The 15463-nt window shown below is 60.6% G+C and carries 14 protein-coding genes; 4 read left to right on the forward strand and 10 right to left on the reverse strand.

Annotated elements, in window-relative coordinates; all coding sequences use genetic code 11:
- The first annotated feature begins 137 nt into the window (after nt 1-137).
- Together D0B32_RS00950 and D0B32_RS00955 are read left to right on the forward strand one after the other, a co-directional pair.
- On the forward strand, nt 138-344 hold the full coding sequence (locus tag D0B32_RS00950) for a hypothetical protein (RefSeq protein WP_117331814.1): 207 nt from the start codon (nt 138-140) through the stop codon (nt 342-344).
- A gap of 32 nt (nt 345-376) precedes the next feature.
- Complete coding sequence (locus tag D0B32_RS00955) at nt 377-757, forward strand: DUF3022 domain-containing protein (protein ID WP_117331815.1); 381 nt, start codon at nt 377-379, stop codon at nt 755-757.
- A gap of 66 nt (nt 758-823) precedes the next feature.
- Here the strand turns inward: D0B32_RS00955 and D0B32_RS00960 are convergent, their stop codons facing one another.
- The 3 genes from D0B32_RS00960 to D0B32_RS32420 form a co-directional block, all read right to left on the reverse strand.
- The gene (locus tag D0B32_RS00960) at nt 824-1951 is read right to left on the reverse strand and encodes a lactonase family protein (protein ID WP_259294841.1); all 1128 of its coding nucleotides are present in this window, start codon (nt 1949-1951) and stop codon (nt 824-826) included.
- Nucleotides 1952-2113: 162 nt separating this feature from the next.
- Complete coding sequence (locus D0B32_RS00965; RefSeq protein WP_117331817.1) at nt 2114-3058, reverse strand: helix-turn-helix domain-containing protein; 945 nt, start codon at nt 3056-3058, stop codon at nt 2114-2116.
- A 326-nt stretch (nt 3059-3384) separates the two neighbouring features.
- Nucleotides 3385-3798: a hypothetical protein gene (locus D0B32_RS32420; protein ID WP_181969683.1), complete on the reverse strand. Its 414-nt coding sequence runs from the start codon at nt 3796-3798 to the stop codon at nt 3385-3387.
- A gap of 162 nt (nt 3799-3960) precedes the next feature.
- Between D0B32_RS32420 and D0B32_RS00970 the strand changes: the two genes are divergently transcribed.
- Nucleotides 3961-4743 carry a hypothetical protein gene (locus tag D0B32_RS00970; RefSeq protein WP_181969684.1) on the forward strand — a complete coding sequence of 261 codons (783 nt, stop codon included), beginning with the start codon at nt 3961-3963 and terminating at the stop codon, nt 4741-4743.
- A gap of 84 nt (nt 4744-4827) precedes the next feature.
- Nucleotides 4828-6126: an MFS transporter gene (locus D0B32_RS00975; protein WP_117333398.1), complete on the forward strand. Its 1299-nt coding sequence runs from the start codon at nt 4828-4830 to the stop codon at nt 6124-6126.
- Between the two features lie 12 nt (nt 6127-6138).
- Here D0B32_RS00975 and D0B32_RS00980 read toward each other — a convergent pair whose 3' ends face one another.
- The 7 genes from D0B32_RS00980 to D0B32_RS01010 form a co-directional block, all read right to left on the reverse strand.
- Nucleotides 6139-7404, reverse strand: a complete 1266-nt coding sequence (locus D0B32_RS00980) for a nitrate/nitrite transporter (protein WP_117331819.1) — start codon at nt 7402-7404, stop codon at nt 6139-6141.
- Nucleotides 7405-7557: 153 nt separating this feature from the next.
- Nucleotides 7558-9453 carry a hypothetical protein gene (locus tag D0B32_RS00985; RefSeq protein ID WP_259294842.1) on the reverse strand — a complete coding sequence of 632 codons (1896 nt, stop codon included), beginning with the start codon at nt 9451-9453 and terminating at the stop codon, nt 7558-7560.
- A 149-nt stretch (nt 9454-9602) separates the two neighbouring features.
- Nucleotides 9603-10547, reverse strand: coding sequence for a phosphate ABC transporter substrate-binding protein (locus D0B32_RS00990; protein WP_259294843.1), 945 nt, complete (start codon nt 10545-10547; stop codon nt 9603-9605).
- 28 nt (nt 10548-10575) lie between these two features.
- Nucleotides 10576-12120, reverse strand: a complete 1545-nt coding sequence (locus D0B32_RS00995) for an acetolactate synthase large subunit (RefSeq protein WP_117331820.1) — start codon at nt 12118-12120, stop codon at nt 10576-10578.
- Nucleotides 12121-12978 carry an HpcH/HpaI aldolase/citrate lyase family protein gene (locus D0B32_RS01000; protein WP_117331821.1) on the reverse strand — a complete coding sequence of 286 codons (858 nt, stop codon included), beginning with the start codon at nt 12976-12978 and terminating at the stop codon, nt 12121-12123.
- 57 nt (nt 12979-13035) lie between these two features.
- Nucleotides 13036-14022: a protocatechuate 3,4-dioxygenase gene (locus D0B32_RS01005; protein ID WP_117331822.1), complete on the reverse strand. Its 987-nt coding sequence runs from the start codon at nt 14020-14022 to the stop codon at nt 13036-13038.
- Between the two features lie 91 nt (nt 14023-14113).
- A complete protein-coding gene (locus D0B32_RS01010; RefSeq protein ID WP_117331823.1) occupies nt 14114-15394 on the reverse strand; it encodes an MFS transporter in 1281 nt (426 codons plus the stop codon).
- Nucleotides 15395-15463 lie beyond the last annotated feature (69 nt).

Genomic DNA, 15463 nt, shown 5'->3' on the forward strand with positions numbered 1-15463 from the left:
TTCGCGTAGGGCAGATGAAAGGCAATCGCTGCCAGGCGCCTTGCGACGGGGACCCGCATTACGTCATACGAGGACATCACGGCGCGGCACGCGGCTTGCTACATCCTGTTCTCTAAGCCGAATTGCACCGAGATACCATGAACGACCATTGCCACCTCGACGTTGAACTGAATCACCTGGAAGGCATCCTGCCGTACATTACGCAGGGCCCTTTCCCGCTTTCTTACTGGCGTCAGCGTATCAACAGCCTGCAACCCACCAGCGCATTGGCTTCGCAGAAAACCCGCCTCGCCACTTTGAAGAATCAGCTTGCACAGCTAGAAAAGGTGCCCACCGCTGCATGACAGGTGTAGTGCATGAGAAAGGAGGCGTCATCGTGAGCGATATCGACCTGGGCCAGCGTGTGGAAGAGATCGAACACGCGTTGTCAAATCTGTTCGATTCTCCGAAGAATCCTGCCGTCAGCAGTTACGACGAAGAAAGCGCCTTCTACATTCAGGTCTCGTGGGTAGTGGAGTCGCATCGCGACACGACGCTGGATTCGCGCTGCGTCGTGACGATCCGCTTTACACCCGCGCAGATCCAACGCTACGCGCAGACCGATACGGCCAAACGCCTCGTGATCCGCGAGCGGCTCTGCGACAAGGTTCGCGAGCAGGTCTCGGCACAGCAAAGCGCCCCGTCCACCAGTGATGATTGCGCAACGGAATTCACCGTGGACGATGCGCTGCTGGATGTCACCGACCCGCCGTACTGATTGCTTCATGATTGCTTCAGTCGCGCTTCGTCGGCACATTGATACGCGGCTCTTCTCACTTCGTTTTCACAGCACGAAAGCCACGCTGACAGGGGCGGCCTCCTGCACAGAGTGGCCAGTATCGGTCAACAGACCGGATACCGTGTCGATGCCAAACACGTTAACCGTCCCGCTCTGTTGATTCGCCACCAATAGCCATTTGCCCGACGGATCAATGCCGAATCCCCAAGGCTTCGTGCCGCCCGCGTGTACACGTTGCAGGAGCGCAAGCTCGCCGGAATCGGGATCGACGCGATAGACGAGCAGCGCGTTTTCCGCGCGGTTTTCGACATACACGAAACGCCCATCATGACCAAGCGCGAGTTCGGCACCGCTCTTCACGCCCTGAAAATCCTCGCTGGTCGTTTGCAGCGATTGCACTAAAGTCAGATGCCCTTGCGATGCGTCCCATCTCAGCACCATCAATTGCGCGCTCAATTCCGTGAGCAGATAAACGTAGCGTCCGTTCGCACCGAACACCAGATGGCGAGGACCGCTGCCAAACGGCGTCACAAAGGAAGGCGTTTCGGCGCTGGTGGACAGCGTATGTGTCGCGCGATCAAAGGCATACACGAACACCCGGTCTGCGCCGAGATCGGGCACGAGCGCGTATCTGCCTGAAGGATCAACGGCCACGCTATGTGCATGGGCGCTGGCCTGGCGCCGGTTGGGACCCGAGCCGCTTTCCTTGACCGTCGATACGAGCGCTCTCAGGCTGCCGTCGCTGTTGACCGGCACGCTCGATACCGAACCGCTGGCGTAATTGGCCGCAAACAAGGTCATCGAAGGAATGTCCCAGCCCAGATACGTGCTGCCGTTGCCGCCGGTAGGCACCGCATTCATTCTGGTCAGCGCACCTGTTGCGCGATCCACCGAATACGCGGTGATGCTCCCCTCTTTGGCGTTGTCGTCGTCGACACCGTAGAGAATGGGCAAATGAGGATGCACGGACACCCAGGTGGATTTGAGCCCCTCGGCAGCCGCGCCGATTGCGGTGAGCTTGCCGCTGGAGACATTGAGGCGCAACGCGTCGATCTGGTTCTTCTGCGTGCCAACGTAGACGAGTTCCGTTGCTGCGCCTTCCGGCAAGGTCGCGGCACGATCTTGCGTGCTATACGTTGCGCCCAGCAGCATGGATAGAACGACCGCCGCCACACCTCCGTACCGCTTCGATCTGTTTCGTTGGGAGGGCTGCGTCATAGTCCAATAGATGAACGACCTGGAGCCTAAGCGTAGTCGAATCGCCGCCGCGCGTCCCTGCACAAAACTGCGGTTCGCTGGCACTTTTCTGATGCGCGGCGGCAGTCGTTGCAGCGCTTACTGCGTGACAGACTTGCGATCAGGCTGTTGGCGCGCCGTGATGCGAAACTGACTGGGCGCCTGCCCCACTTCCCGGCGGAAAAAGCGTGTGAAGTACGCGGCATCCGCGAAGCCGAGGCCGAACGCAATCTGTTCCACCGACATGTCACCGAAAATGAGGTTGCGCTTGGCTTCCGTGATGATGCGTGCGTGAATCATCTTGGTTGGACTTTGCTCGGCCGCGGAGGCGCAGGCTGCGCGCAATTGCACGAGGGACACGGCCATCATCGACGCATAGTCCTGCAACTGCAGATTCTCGCGGTAGTGCTCGTCGATCAGTTTGCGGAACCGGTCCACCAGACGCACGTCGTTGCGCGATGCGCCTTCGTTAGCCGTTTGATCCAGCCGCGCTTCGCGAACGAGCATGAGCAGCAGACTCGTCAGCAGCGCCTCGATGCCCACCACGTGACCCACCGCATCCGACTCCACTTCGCGCTTGAGCCCCTTGATCAGGCTGCCAAACTCGACACCCGCCTCGGCGGAATCGGACAGTGGAATCACGCGCGGCAGCGCCCACAGTGCGATGAATTCCTGAAGCTTGGCGTTGACCTGCGTGAGATAGGCCACTTCGATGGTCACGACCCATCGGTCTACGTCCAGCTCGTAATCCAGACCGTGCACGCATTCCGTGGGCAGCAGCAATGCACACGGCCCTTCGAACGGCACGTCGCTGCCTTCGAGGTTCATGACACCGCGGCCACTGCGCACGAAAATGACCTGGCCATATTCCGGATGCGCGTGCGGTTCGGTGCGCCAGCGGCCCCGGTCGGTCACGTGCCCAACGTGCACAAACCAGCTTTTCGTTTCAGGCTGCTCGACGTACAGCCGGACCTTGGGAACGCTTGCCTTCTTCGCCTTCTGGGCCGATCTGGACGAGTGATTTGCCACGGCACGATAAGTCATAAAGTCTCCTTGACGGCCCTGGCTGTGGCCGCCTCTACAACGCCCCGATCTCTCATGGTTTGAATCGTCGGAGTTGACAACCTTGTACAGGCTTCTGCGCGAATCTTAACAGCGGTCAGGGTCTTTTCTGGGCCCGCTATGCAAGCCAGAGCGGCCACGAGGACATAGCGAGGGTATCTACCAATAGACCCGATATCGCGCTAAATCCCGCACTTCGAGCGGGCCTGAACGACGCGCGTGTTTTCGACTTTGCTCGCTCCTGCCTGGGATCATAACGCGCTGCCCGAGCCGCGAAAACAGCAGATATTTTTCCATACATTTCCGCGTCACGTCACTTGCGACTTACCCCGATGACGGGTGCGAGCGCCGAGCAATCTGATACGTATGCCTAAGCTTTGATGCTGCGTTAAAGCCCTCTCCCCACTCCCCAGCACGCCTGCGCCATCGCAACAAAAAAATGCAAGCGAATCTAGTTTTTGTGTAAAGGCATGCGGCCAGCCTTCCCATAGTATCCACTCAACCGCCAATGAAATGTTCCGTGCTGGTGTAGTCGGCGAAGCAGCAAAGTCTTTTGACAGCATCACCCCAGCCACTGCCTTTTCAGCCGTCATCAACGCGGCTGGAGCGCAGCGAAGCTGATAAAAAACCATATGGAAGGAGACATGCAAAAATATTCGGTAGCTTTGCGCAAACCGCTTCTCGCCGCAGCCCTCTTTTGTTGTCTGAGCGAATTTACTCACGCGGAAGAGATTCTCAACGCGCCCAGTGAATCCTCCACGCCGCAAACCCAGAAAAGTCAGCAGAACGCGCCCACTCCGGCGAGTCCGCAAAATCAGCAAAATCAAAAGAACGGTGCTGCACCACTCAGCGCGCCGGATCTGAAATCCGCGGAACAGTTCGGCGTGCCGCCCGTATCGTGGAACGACACGTACATCGGCTACCGCTATGGCAGCGATTTCCATTATCCGGGCGTCGCCGACAAGGTCGCGCAGAACATCGGTTTTCTCACGACAATTGGCGGCTTCAAGTTTGGTAGCTACGCGTTCAACGTGGACTACCTCGTGTCGAACTCCGCGAATCCCGAGGCCGGTGGACCGTCCAATGGCGGCGCCCAGGAAGTCTATAGCGTTGGCCGCGTCGAACTGAGTGCGGGCAAGATTTTTGGCCGCTACCTGGGCTACGGTTTTATCCGCGACTTTGGCTTTACCGGCGGCTATGAATTCGGCGTCAAGAACGACGCATACGGCGAACGCGCCCGCATGCTGGTGTTCGGTCCGACCATCGAATTCGCGGTGCCGCGCGGCTTCTGGAACATCACGGCCGGCGCGCGTACCGAGAGCAACCACAACGGCATCACCGGCGTGGACGTGCACTTCAATACCGCATGGCACGTCGAAAGCTCGTGGCTCGTGCCCTTCAACGTGGGACCGTTGCCGCTCGTCTTCAAAGGCTTTGCCAGCATGACGGGGCCCAAAGGCAGGGATGGCTTCGGCGTGGAGACCACCACCGAATTTCTCGCACGCGGCTCGTTGCTGGCGGATCTGGGCTCGTTTGCGGGCCATCCACGCACGGTGTATGCGGGTATCGGCTATGAGTACTGGCATCACATGTATGGATCGCCAACAAGCGAAACCGTGGGCACGATTACCTCAGTACCGATGTTCGTGGCCGAAGTGCACTTCTAACCAGCGCGTCTTTTAACGCTCCCATTGGCGACCTGCAAACAGGTCGCCAATTTCGCTTTTGCTGTCGCATTCGAAGAGCACGTCATGGAGACGAATCAACTGCAACGATCAGCCGCCGAAAAACCCTGGCGCGTTCTCGTGCTGCTCGCGCTCGGGCTGCTGATTTCGTTCGTGGATCGAACCAGCCTGTCTGCCGCCCTCGCCGACAAAAGCTTCGTGCGTGAGTTCATGCTGAGCAACGTCGAACGCGGCTGGCTGAATTCGGCCGTGTTCTGGTCATATGGTTTCATGCAGATGCCAATGGGTTGGCTCGTGGACCGCTACGGCGTGAAATGGCCGTATACCTTCTGCTTCGCGCTGTGGTGCCTCGCCGCGGCCGCCACCGGCCTCGCGACGACACTGACGGCGCTGATCGTCATGCGGCTGCTTATTGGCGTGGCCGAAGCCGTCGTGGTTCCCGCAACGTACCGCTACCTCGCCGATCACTTCGAAGAAACGCAGAAAGGCACGGCGCTAGGCATCTTTTCGATTGGCGGCAAGATGGGCCCGGCGCTCGGCGCGCCCATCGCCGCGTGGATGATCGTCATGTATTCATGGCCAGCGATGTTCGTGGCGACCGGGCTTGTCGGGCTGCTGTGGCTCGTACCGTGGCTCGTCATGGTCCGCAACGATTACCCGTCGCGGCAACAGCTCGCTGCGGCGCGACAGCGCGCCTCATCAGTGCCGCTGAAAAATCTGCTGGTGAGTCCGGTGGTGTGGGGCGGTCTGGTCAACAACTTCTGCTACAGCTATTTCGCCTTCTATTGCATGACGTGGATGCCTGCCTATCTGGTCGAACAGCGCGGGCTTTCGCTAGCACGCTCGGGCCTCTATACGTTCTTCAGTTTCGCGGGCATTGCGTTCGTGGCCGCCATCGCAGGCTGGGCCGCAGACAGGATCATCGCGCGGGGGCACGACGCCGTTGCGGTGCGGAAAGCCTTCATCGTCGCGGGCTTTGTGGGCGGCACGACGGTTCTGCTCGGTGCCTATGCGCCCTCGCTCGATGCGGCATTGTTCTGGAACGTGCTATCGCTTTCGCTGCTGGGTCTCGTCACGGCAAACAACCTCGCGCTGGTCAAACTCACCTTGATCCCCAAACAGGCAGTCGGCTTGAACACGGGTTTGCAGCAAGTCGCTACCAGTCTCGCGGGCGGCGTGTCAGCGAGTCTCTCGGGCTGGTTGCTGCATGTGGGTGGCAGTTACACGCTGCCGATGCTGGCCATTTTCGTGTTCCTGCTGATGGGCGCAACCAGCACCCTCGTACTGCTGCAACGCAAGTGGGCGCCAATGGTCAACGACGTAGGGCACGAATCGACGCGCGTGGACCCGCAGACTACGCAATAGCGGCGGCTCGCATCATGCCCGATGACGCGCACGCGGCGCACCTGTACGCGGACTCAGCACATACACTGCCGCGCCAAACGCCAGCGGCAATGCCGTCACGGCGAACAACGACGCGTAGATCCGCGCAGGCGTGGCGTGTGCCAGTCTGGCGTGTCCGGCAATCCATCCAAAGCAACCGCTTGCCAGCGCAACGCCTAGAAAAACGAGGCTATTGAGAAAACCCAGCGCGAGGCCCAACCGCTCGGGGACGACGATCGCACGCGCTTGCGACATCACCAGCGGGTGAATCGCGCCCACCGAAAACAGCACGCAGATGAGCGCCACGCCGAGCACGCCACTGACGCCGGGAAATAGCGCGAGCATCACGGCCGCGATTGCACCGACGATAAGCCAGGTCAGCGAAATCCATTTCGGCGCCCAGCGGCGGACCATCAAGGGAACACAAAACGACGCGACGGTTGCGACGATGCTCGTGATCGTCATGGCGTTGCCGCGCGCCAACAAGTCGAAGCCGAACACGTCCGCGAGGTACGGTCCGCCCCACGAAGTGCGAAACGTGGCCCCGACTGACATCGCGAGGCAGGCGGGGGCAAGGGCCCAGAAGCGGCCCGTCTCTGGTTGCATTGCACGGTGACGCTGGGTCGTCTGCGTTGAATCCGTTGCGTGCAACACGGGTGGCCGGCGCTTGACGAATACGATGACGACAAGCGTAGCGGCCAGCATTGCCACCGTTGCAGCCAGCATGGGCGCACGCCATCCGGATTCAGCAGTAGCGCGACTGAGCGGCCACGCCGCGAGCAACGCGCCTGCCATGCCAATCGCGCTGGCCGTGGTGATCGCACTCGTCTGGCGCGGTCCAGCGCCGCTACTCAGCACGTAATTGAGCAGACCCATGAAGATGGGCGCGCAGCCCAGTCCTATGCCGGCCTGCGCGGCAATCGCGCTCCACGGATTGGTGGTGACCATGAGCAACGCGGCGCTCAACGTCCCCAGCGCCATGAGCGCCGCAGTTGGCACACGTACGCCATAGCGATCGAACAATACGCCGACGGGAATCTGCGCCAGCGCGAACACGAGAAAAAACGCGCCCGCGAACCAGCCGAACATCTCCGCTGAAAAACGGAAATCCGCAATGAGCTGCGTTGCGATGACTGCCACGTAGCTGCGAAAGAACTGGCTCAATACATAGCTGAAAGTCAGCGCCCATAAACCGTAGTCGCGCAGAAACGACGTCCCATCGTTGCGCTGTTCGGGAGACACGCGCGAGCTGTCAGCCATCGATGCGGTCCTTTAGGCGGCTAGATCAATCATGATAAACGCTGCCCTGCGATATTGCTCATTCCTGCCCGGTGTAGGCTGCACGCTGCACGCCAAAAAAAATGGCGCGGTGCTCACGCGCCGCGCCTTCTTCAAACTGCATGCCCTAACGCATCACGATGGGTTTGGAATGTAGAGCGGCATGGCCTCTTCCCACAGCGTATCGGTGATCGGATGTTGGTCGCTGCCGTCCGCGTTCATCACCCAGTTCTGGCCGTCAGGCTGGAAACTGTTGTCGTAGAGCGCGAGTTCGTCGCGGAAGCCATACACACCCGAGCTATATGCAATGCGGCCGTCGTAGGTCCACACGGCATGTCCCTGGTTGGCGCCCGGCGTCGTCAGACGCGTCAGGCCCGTGCCATCCGGATGAATCGTGTACACGTCGTAGTGGAATTTGTTCGGGTCGGTCGGGTTGATCTCCTTGCGCGTGAAGACGATCTTGCTGCCATCCGGCGACCAGCCCGGCAGGTTGTCCGGATCGGTGGTCAACTCGGTCGTCGTGCGTGTGTCGAGATCGAGTATACGCAGACCCTGGACCTTCGGACTCCACACGCGGTAGACGATCTTCTTGCCGTCCGGCGAATAACTCGGGAAGCCAGCGTTGATCGAACCATCGGTCAGCACTTCCGGATGACCATTCATGCTGCCATCGGTCTTGATCCGCTCAATGCGGCCGGGGCCCGCACCGCGCGTGAAGAACCAGTCACCCACACCGAACGCCACCCACTGACGATCCGGCGACCACGTCGGCTGGAATGCACCCGCCAGGCCCTTCTTGATCATGTCCGGCGCGAGGCCGCTGTTCTCCGGATCGTAGATGCGCGTATAGCCCGTGAAATCCGGATTCATGATCGCGATGGACGAGTTGATCGCCTTCTCCGTGTAAACGAGTTGCTTGCGATCCAGCGACAGTTGCGGGAACACGTCGATGTAGCGGTAATTCCAGTCCGGCTCGAAACTGTAGAGCGGTGTGCCGTTGGCGTGCGCCGGGCGCATCGTGATCTTTTCGTAGACCATTTTCGTGCCGTCCGCCGAATAGCGCGGCGAACGAATGCCCGAGTTGGCCGTCGAGCGGAACGTGCCTGCCGTGGTGTACAAGCCTTCCGTGTCGCCGCCCTTCACGTGATACGCGACATTCGTCGCACTCAGGTATTGCGGAAACACCTTGAAACCCGGCGTGGACGTGAGGCTCGAACGCTCGAGCGTGGACACATCCACGGAAACGATTTGCGAACTCACCTGATTGATACCTTCGGGGCGGTGCGCGCCCCACGTCGACTCCACGGGCGTTTCGTAAAACACCACGTGCTTGCCATCAGGCGACCACGCAGGCGAGCCCTCGTCAAAGCCAGGGTTGCTGGCAATCTTCTTCCAGCCCGAGCCATTCGGGCGAATGATGTAGATGCTGCTTTCCTGCGTGCGCTCCCAACCCACCGGCAGATTGTGACCGCGCCAGTCGGAACCCGTGTCGGAGGAAAGCACGAGCCACTTGCCATCCGGCGACCACGACGGCCTGAAATAGCTATGCGGTTTGCTCGGATCGAACGGGATCGCACCGGTCACGTTTTTCAGCGCGCCCGTTTTGATGTTCAGCGTCCACACGTTGACCGTGTCCCAGCTCTTTTCGCCTTTGCGCGACGACACGAACGCAATCACGTTCGAATCGGTGGGTGAGAAAACCGCGGCATCCGATACGCCCACATGATCGGTCAAACGCTGCAGGTCGGTGCCATCCACTTTCACGCGATAGAGATTCGACTGACCGAGCCCGTCGCGTTCCGACGTGAATACGATCCACTGCCCGTCTTTCGAAAACGAGGCGTGATAGTCGAATCCATCGGTGGGCAGCAGACGGTGCTCATCACTGCCGTCCGCATTGGAGACGTACAGCTCGGATGTCACGGGTCCCACGCGATCGAGCAGCATGGTGCCTTTGGTCGCCGCGCCGGCGCCGGCTGGAACGAGTGTCCAGACCGCTCCGATGGCCACGCAAGCCAGGAGCTTTTGCAAAGACGTAGTCAAATACACAGCTAGGTGCCTCCATTAATTATGCGTAGGTGAGCGGTTTCCACGCACCTCATCACTTAACCGCTCAACCGCTTATGCGTCACGCTTTTCGTCGACGCATGGTGTTTCCGTTCCTTACCGCGTGCGTCCTCTCAACCCAGACTACCCGTTACGTCATCGAACAGTTCATCCACCGACAAGCGGCGCGGAATGATCTTCTGATCGAGCGCCCAGTCGATTGCCAGCTGAATGCCCTTGCGGTTCTGTTCGAGTCCGATGGGCGGGAATATCGCGGGCACGCCGCCTTCGGTGAGCGCGCGGCTCTCCACGATCATCCGGTACAGTTCGCGCACCACCTCGGGATGTCTCTTTGAAATGTCCGCGTGCACCACGAACATGTGATTGATCGGCACCACGCCTTCGCGTGCAAACCAGTCTTTCGCAGCGGCCTGCGCATCGGGCACCAGCGTGCGCACGCGCGGGTCTTTGGGCATGTCCTCGCCCAGCAAGGCCGCACTCAATTGACCTTCGAGCATCATTTGCGGAATGGACGAACCTGCGGGCAGACGCACACAGTTGTCCGGATCGTGATACTCGGAGAGATGGCCGTCACCAAGCGTCATCCACGTCACCTTGTCGAGATCGACGCCGTATTCGTGGCGCAGAATACCGCGAATCCAGAGCGCGGTTGTCTGCGTGTAGGTGCGCACGCCGACCTTCTTGCCTTCAATATCTTTCGGATTGAGCGGCCCAAAGTCGACGTTGTAGCCTGCGCAGTGATGCTGGAAGCGTCCCGAGATCGGCGTGGGCAGCAGCACGTAGGGCTTGCCATACGCCTTGGCCTGCAGGAAGGTGACGATTGCCAGTTCGCCCGCATCGAACTTGTTCTCGCGCACCATTGCCTTGAAGCCATTGTGCGCCGGCGTCGGTCCACAATAGTCCAGATTGACGAGGTCCGAGCGCACGCGGCCATCTTTCATCGCCTTCGTGACGGGGTAGTCAGCAAGATTGGTGCGCAGCGTGGGAACCGCGGTTTGCGCCTGGGTTGAAGCCTCATTTGATACCTCAGTTGACGTGCTGCTTAGCGTGCTTGTCATGTAAGTCACTCCTTATGCTTGGATCGAATCACAGTCTGACTTCGATGAGACATGGACCCGCCTCGTTGACCGAATCGGCCATCGCGCGATGGAACGCCTCGGCGCTTTCCACGGCAACGGCGGGTACACCCATGCTTTTTGCCATCGCCAGCCAGTCGATACGCGGACGGTCGATGTCGATCATCGCGAGCGCGCGCGCCCCAGGCGCACCCGCGCCCATGTTGGCGTACTCGGCCTTGAGAATCGCGTAGCTGTTGTTGGCAAAGATGATGGTCGTGATGTTCAGGCTCTCGCGAGCCTGCGTCCACAACGACTGGATCGTGTACATGGCGCTGCCGTCGCCCACCATGCAGAAGACGCGCCGCTCCGGACAGGCCAGCGCGGCACCGGTGGCAACCGGCGTGCCGTAGCCAATCGAGCCACCCATGTTGTTGATCAGATCGTGCGGCGCGGCACCCACGGTCAAGCCCATCGTTTCGCGCCCCGTCGTCAGCGACTCGTCGACGAGAATCGCGTTTTCAGGCAGCGCGGCGGCGAGAGCCTGCGCAATCGTGGCCGGCGTCAGCGCGCCAGTGGGCGGCGGCGCGTCCGAACGCGGCTGAAGTGCGGCGTGCGTGTTGCCTGCGCCCAATGCTTCAACCAGCATTTCAAGGGCCGCCGCGCTGTCCTCGCCGGATTCGACCAGCGCATGAACACTCGTCCCTGGCGCCTTGAGTAAACTCGGTTTGTCAGGATAGCTGAAGAATGCGATAGGTTCGGTCGTCTCGACCGTAATGATGTGCTTGAACGCTCTCAGGTATTCGACGGCCAATCCCACCGCATAGGGAATCCGTTCCAGCGTCACGCGTCCCGCGCCCCGCTCTATGCGCGCGCTGAAGAATTGCGTCGCAATCCGGCAGCCGGTCGCCGCCTTGAGCTTGCCCGCCAGTTCGAGCGCGCGGCCGCGTGTGGCGCTGCCAGCCAGCACGATCAGCGCAGGCTCGCCCGAACGCAATACGCGTGCAATATGCTCGACACTGGCGGCATCCGGCAACTTCGCTTCCATGACCATACGCGGCGGCGCGATGGACTCGCCTGCGTCTTGCCACGATGTATCGCCGGGCAAAATAAGCGTGGCGATCTGCCCCGGCTTTTCACTTGCCTTGCTCACCGCAGCGGCGACGTCCCATGCCACCGCACGCGGCGACTCCACGCGGCGCACCCAATGACTCAGCGGACGCGCGAGGCCTTCGATATCCGACGTCAACGGCGGATCGTATTTCAGGTGCGCCGCCGAATGCTCGCCCACGATATTCACCATGCCCGACGAGGCCCGTTTGGCGTTGTGGATATTGGCGAGACCATTCGCAAGCCCCGGCCCGAGATGCAGCAGCGTCGAGGCCGGGCTCTGCTTCATCCGGTAGTAGCCGTCCGCAGCACCGGTGCACACGCCCTCGAACAGACACAGCACGCTACGCATGCGCGGGTTTTCGAGCGCCTTCAGAAAATGCATCTCGGAAGTGCCCGGGTTCGCGAAGCAGATGTCGACGCCTTGATCGGTCAGCGTCTGAACCAGGCTTTCGGCGCCGTTCATTTAATACCCCGCCATCTCACGTGCCATACCCACTACGCCGTAGCTCTTCAGCGGCGCGGAGATCAGGAAGCGATAACCCTCTTCGAGCAGACGCTTGTGATTCTTGGCGTTGACATGGGGATTGCCCACCACGACGTTGTGTTTGTGGCACGTCTCGACGATCTGGCGCATGGCATCCGCCACGACCGGGTGCTCGTAATCGCGCGGATGCCCCAGTTGCTGACTCAGGTCGCCTTCGCCGATCAGGATGAAGCCGATGCCCGGCACGTTCGCCAGAATGTCATCGAGGTTTTCGATCGCCTCGGTGCTTTCGCACATCAGCCCCACCAGAATTTCGCCTTCGGGCGCGAGCGGCCACACGTCAGCCTTCTTGTAGTAATCGGCCATGCTCAAGCCCCAGTAACGCGCGGCGTTGGCCGGGCCGTCACCGCGAATTCCTTTAGGCTCGTACAGCGGTGCGCCCTTGGGCCGCGCGTAACGGCACGACGCCACCGCGTTATAAGCCTGCTCCACGGTCGACACGTGCGGCCACACCACGCCATACGCGCCGCGATCGAGCACCTGCTTCGCAAACGACTGGTTCATCTCGGCACCGTTGGCGGGAATCCGCGCAATCGGCGTAACACGCGGCGCCACCGAGCCGGCTTCGGCAATCTGCTTGCGGCTCAGCATGTACTGCAGCGCATCGCCGAGCGCCGCAACGTCGTACGGGTTATGTTCCATTTCGAAGATGAGGCCGTCGTAGGGCGCATCGCTCATCTCGATGGCGTTCTGCTTGTCCAGTTTGGAAAACGCGGCGAACGCGGGCTTGCCGGATTCGAAAGCGCGAATGATGCTGTTCAGACGGGTGCTCATGATCGTTGTCTCTCGTGAAAAAAGAAGCTCAGTGCGTGCACAGGGTTGCGACAGTCCACATCAATCAGCCGCTTTCCAGTACATGAATCCCATGCCTTCGCCGGTGCCCGCCGGCGTTCGCCAGCAGGGCACGTAATCCACCAGCGTCATGGCGGCGCCGGTTTCCTGCACCGCCTTCATCACGCTCACGTAGAGCTTGATTTCAGAGGTGCCCGACTGATACGAGCGGTCATCCACGGCGGCAAGGCCCTCGTAGTCGTAGTCGGCCAGCATCTTCATGATGCGGTGGTCGAACTCCTCGTCGTTGACGAAGTGCGAGAGACCGCCCGAGGCGAAGATGCCCACCCGCACGTTTTCGGGCCACGCGGTGATGGCGTCGCGCAACACGCGGCCAAATTCGATGCAACGGGACATCGACGGCTGCGTGGGCGGGTAAAAGCAGTTCATGATGATCGGCACATGCGGCGGCGGGTTGTCGCCCATGATCTGGTGATACACGAAGCTGTACGCGTGCGGCACCACGGGGTACTCGGGCAGCGGCTTCATCCAGACGTTATCGGGCCATGCGAACAGGTCGGTCAAATCGAAACCCACGCCCTGAAAATGATCGATCAGATACCGCGCCAGCTTCGGATGGCATGCGTGCGTGACGTGATGATCGGGTGCATACACGGCACGTTGCGGCGGACCGTTATGCACTTCCTCACCGCTATAAATGGCAATGGCCGGCGAGAAATCGGTGAAGATCTCTTTTTGGTCTTTGCCAAGAATGATGGCGACATCAATCTCTGCATCACGGTAGGCGGCGGCCATGCTGTCGAGCGCGGTGCGGCAGCGCGCGGCACGTGCCGTGCGCTCTTCGAGTGTGAGAAACGGCTCGAATGCTGCGCCACGGTGCGCTTCCAGTTCGGGGTACGTCCACGTCCGGTTGCGGTACCAAAGTTCCGGATTGTTGCGGTCGCGTTCGCCGTTCTTGAGCCAGTCCTCGGGTGCCTGACCCAGCATGCCGCTATGCGGCACCGCCATCCCGAATACAATCTTCGCCATTTAGGATTTCTCAGTAAATTGATGTGTTTACGACAGGACTGCTTACGGATTGTTACTGTCCGATGCTACGTTTGCGTCAATGCTGCGACGACTAGGCTCGCTTGAGAGAACCGTGTGCTTCAGTCACCTTGGGCGCCCACTCGGGACGGAACAGGGTCGCCGTGGCCAACGCGCCGACCAGCAGAAACACCAGGATCACCAGCATGGGCAATTCATAATTGCCGCTCACATGCAGCAACCAACCGGACAGACTCGCGGCCACTCCCCCCGCAAGACTGGTGGCCACCTGTTGCACGCCAGTCACCAGACCGATGGCCTGTTTGGGGATGAGCGTCAGGCGCGACAGCACCAGGTTGTTGGCGGTGGCGAGACCGAGCAGCGACAGCGAGAGCACGTTCCAGAACAGCGCGACGTTGAGCGAATGTGCGTAGGCGCCGAGCAGAACCGTGCAGCCGCCTACAAACCCCGCGATCGTGAACGCCTTGCGCACGAAAATGGCGTTGCCGCCGCGGGCGATGATGCGATCCGCCGCCCAGCCTGCCAGCGCCGCGACAATCGCGATACCGGCGAAGCTGAAGAAGGTGAAAAGACCCGAGCGCGAAATCGAAAGGTTGCGTTGCTCGACCAGGTAAGCCGGCATCCACGTCATGCAGAAAAACGTGAAATAGCCGTAGCAGAAGTTGGTGATCATGCCGCCCCATACCACCGGGCTCGCCAGGATGCTGCCGAGGCCCACCGTGCGTGCGCTGCGATTGGCCAGCGTGAGTTGCGCTTTGGACGGCAGATCGTTGCGCACCAGCAGCAGCCACGGCGCGAGCCAGATCATGCCGACGAGGCCAGTTGCGATGAACATCACCTGCCACGAGTAATTCACGAGAAACCATGCACCCACCGGTGCGCCGAGCGCCGGACCAAACTTGTTGCCCATCGCGAGAATGCCCACCGCGAGACCATTCTGGCTTTCGCCGAAGTTGTTGCGAATCCAGCGGTAGCTCGCCGGAATCACAATGGCTTCCGCCATGCCGATGATCAGGCGCATGACGACGAGACTGGCCAGCGCCGTCACGGCACCCATCATCGCGGTGGCGAGGCACCACAGCGCAAAGCTGATGGCGTAGGGCCACTTCACGCCGTAACGGTCGGCGACCCAGCCCATCGGCACCTGAAACAACCCGTACGACCAGAAGAACGCCGCGTTGATCCAGCCGCGATCCACGTCGGTGAGCGCAAAATGTCGAACGAAACCCGCGTCCGCCAGCGTCGAAGAGATGCTGGTGCGATCGACAAATGAAATCAGCACACCGATCGCAAGGAGCGCGAGAATCGCCCAGCGGCTCGCGGTCCCACGTCGTGCAGGTTGGGTTGTCTCCATCTGCCTGTGTCTCTTTAGATGTTGGTTCTGCAGGCCGGCTACGGGAAACTGCGTCAGTAGCCAGCCGGG

Source organism: Paraburkholderia sp. DHOC27 (assembly GCF_003429005.1).
Classification (GTDB): Bacteria; Pseudomonadota; Gammaproteobacteria; order Burkholderiales; family Burkholderiaceae; genus Paraburkholderia.

What these genes read in the sequence shown, in the direction of transcription:
- D0B32_RS00950 (WP_117331814.1), top strand. Translation starts at nt 138, where the DNA reads ATGAACGACCATTGCCACCTCGACGTTGAACTGAATCACCTGGAAGGC.
- D0B32_RS00965 (WP_117331817.1), bottom strand. Translation starts at nt 3,058, where the DNA reads ATGACTTATCGTGCCGTGGCAAATCACTCGTCCAGATCGGCCCAGAAG.
- D0B32_RS00975 (WP_117333398.1), top strand. Translation starts at nt 4,828, where the DNA reads ATGGAGACGAATCAACTGCAACGATCAGCCGCCGAAAAACCCTGGCGC.
- D0B32_RS00980 (WP_117331819.1), bottom strand. Translation starts at nt 7,404, where the DNA reads ATGGCTGACAGCTCGCGCGTGTCTCCCGAACAGCGCAACGATGGGACG.
- D0B32_RS00990 (WP_259294843.1), bottom strand. Translation starts at nt 10,547, where the DNA reads ATGACAAGCACGCTAAGCAGCACGTCAACTGAGGTATCAAATGAGGCT.
- D0B32_RS00995 (WP_117331820.1), bottom strand. Translation starts at nt 12,120, where the DNA reads ATGAACGGCGCCGAAAGCCTGGTTCAGACGCTGACCGATCAAGGCGTC.
- D0B32_RS01005 (WP_117331822.1), bottom strand. Translation starts at nt 14,022, where the DNA reads ATGGCGAAGATTGTATTCGGGATGGCGGTGCCGCATAGCGGCATGCTG.
- D0B32_RS01010 (WP_117331823.1), bottom strand. Translation starts at nt 15,394, where the DNA reads ATGGAGACAACCCAACCTGCACGACGTGGGACCGCGAGCCGCTGGGCG.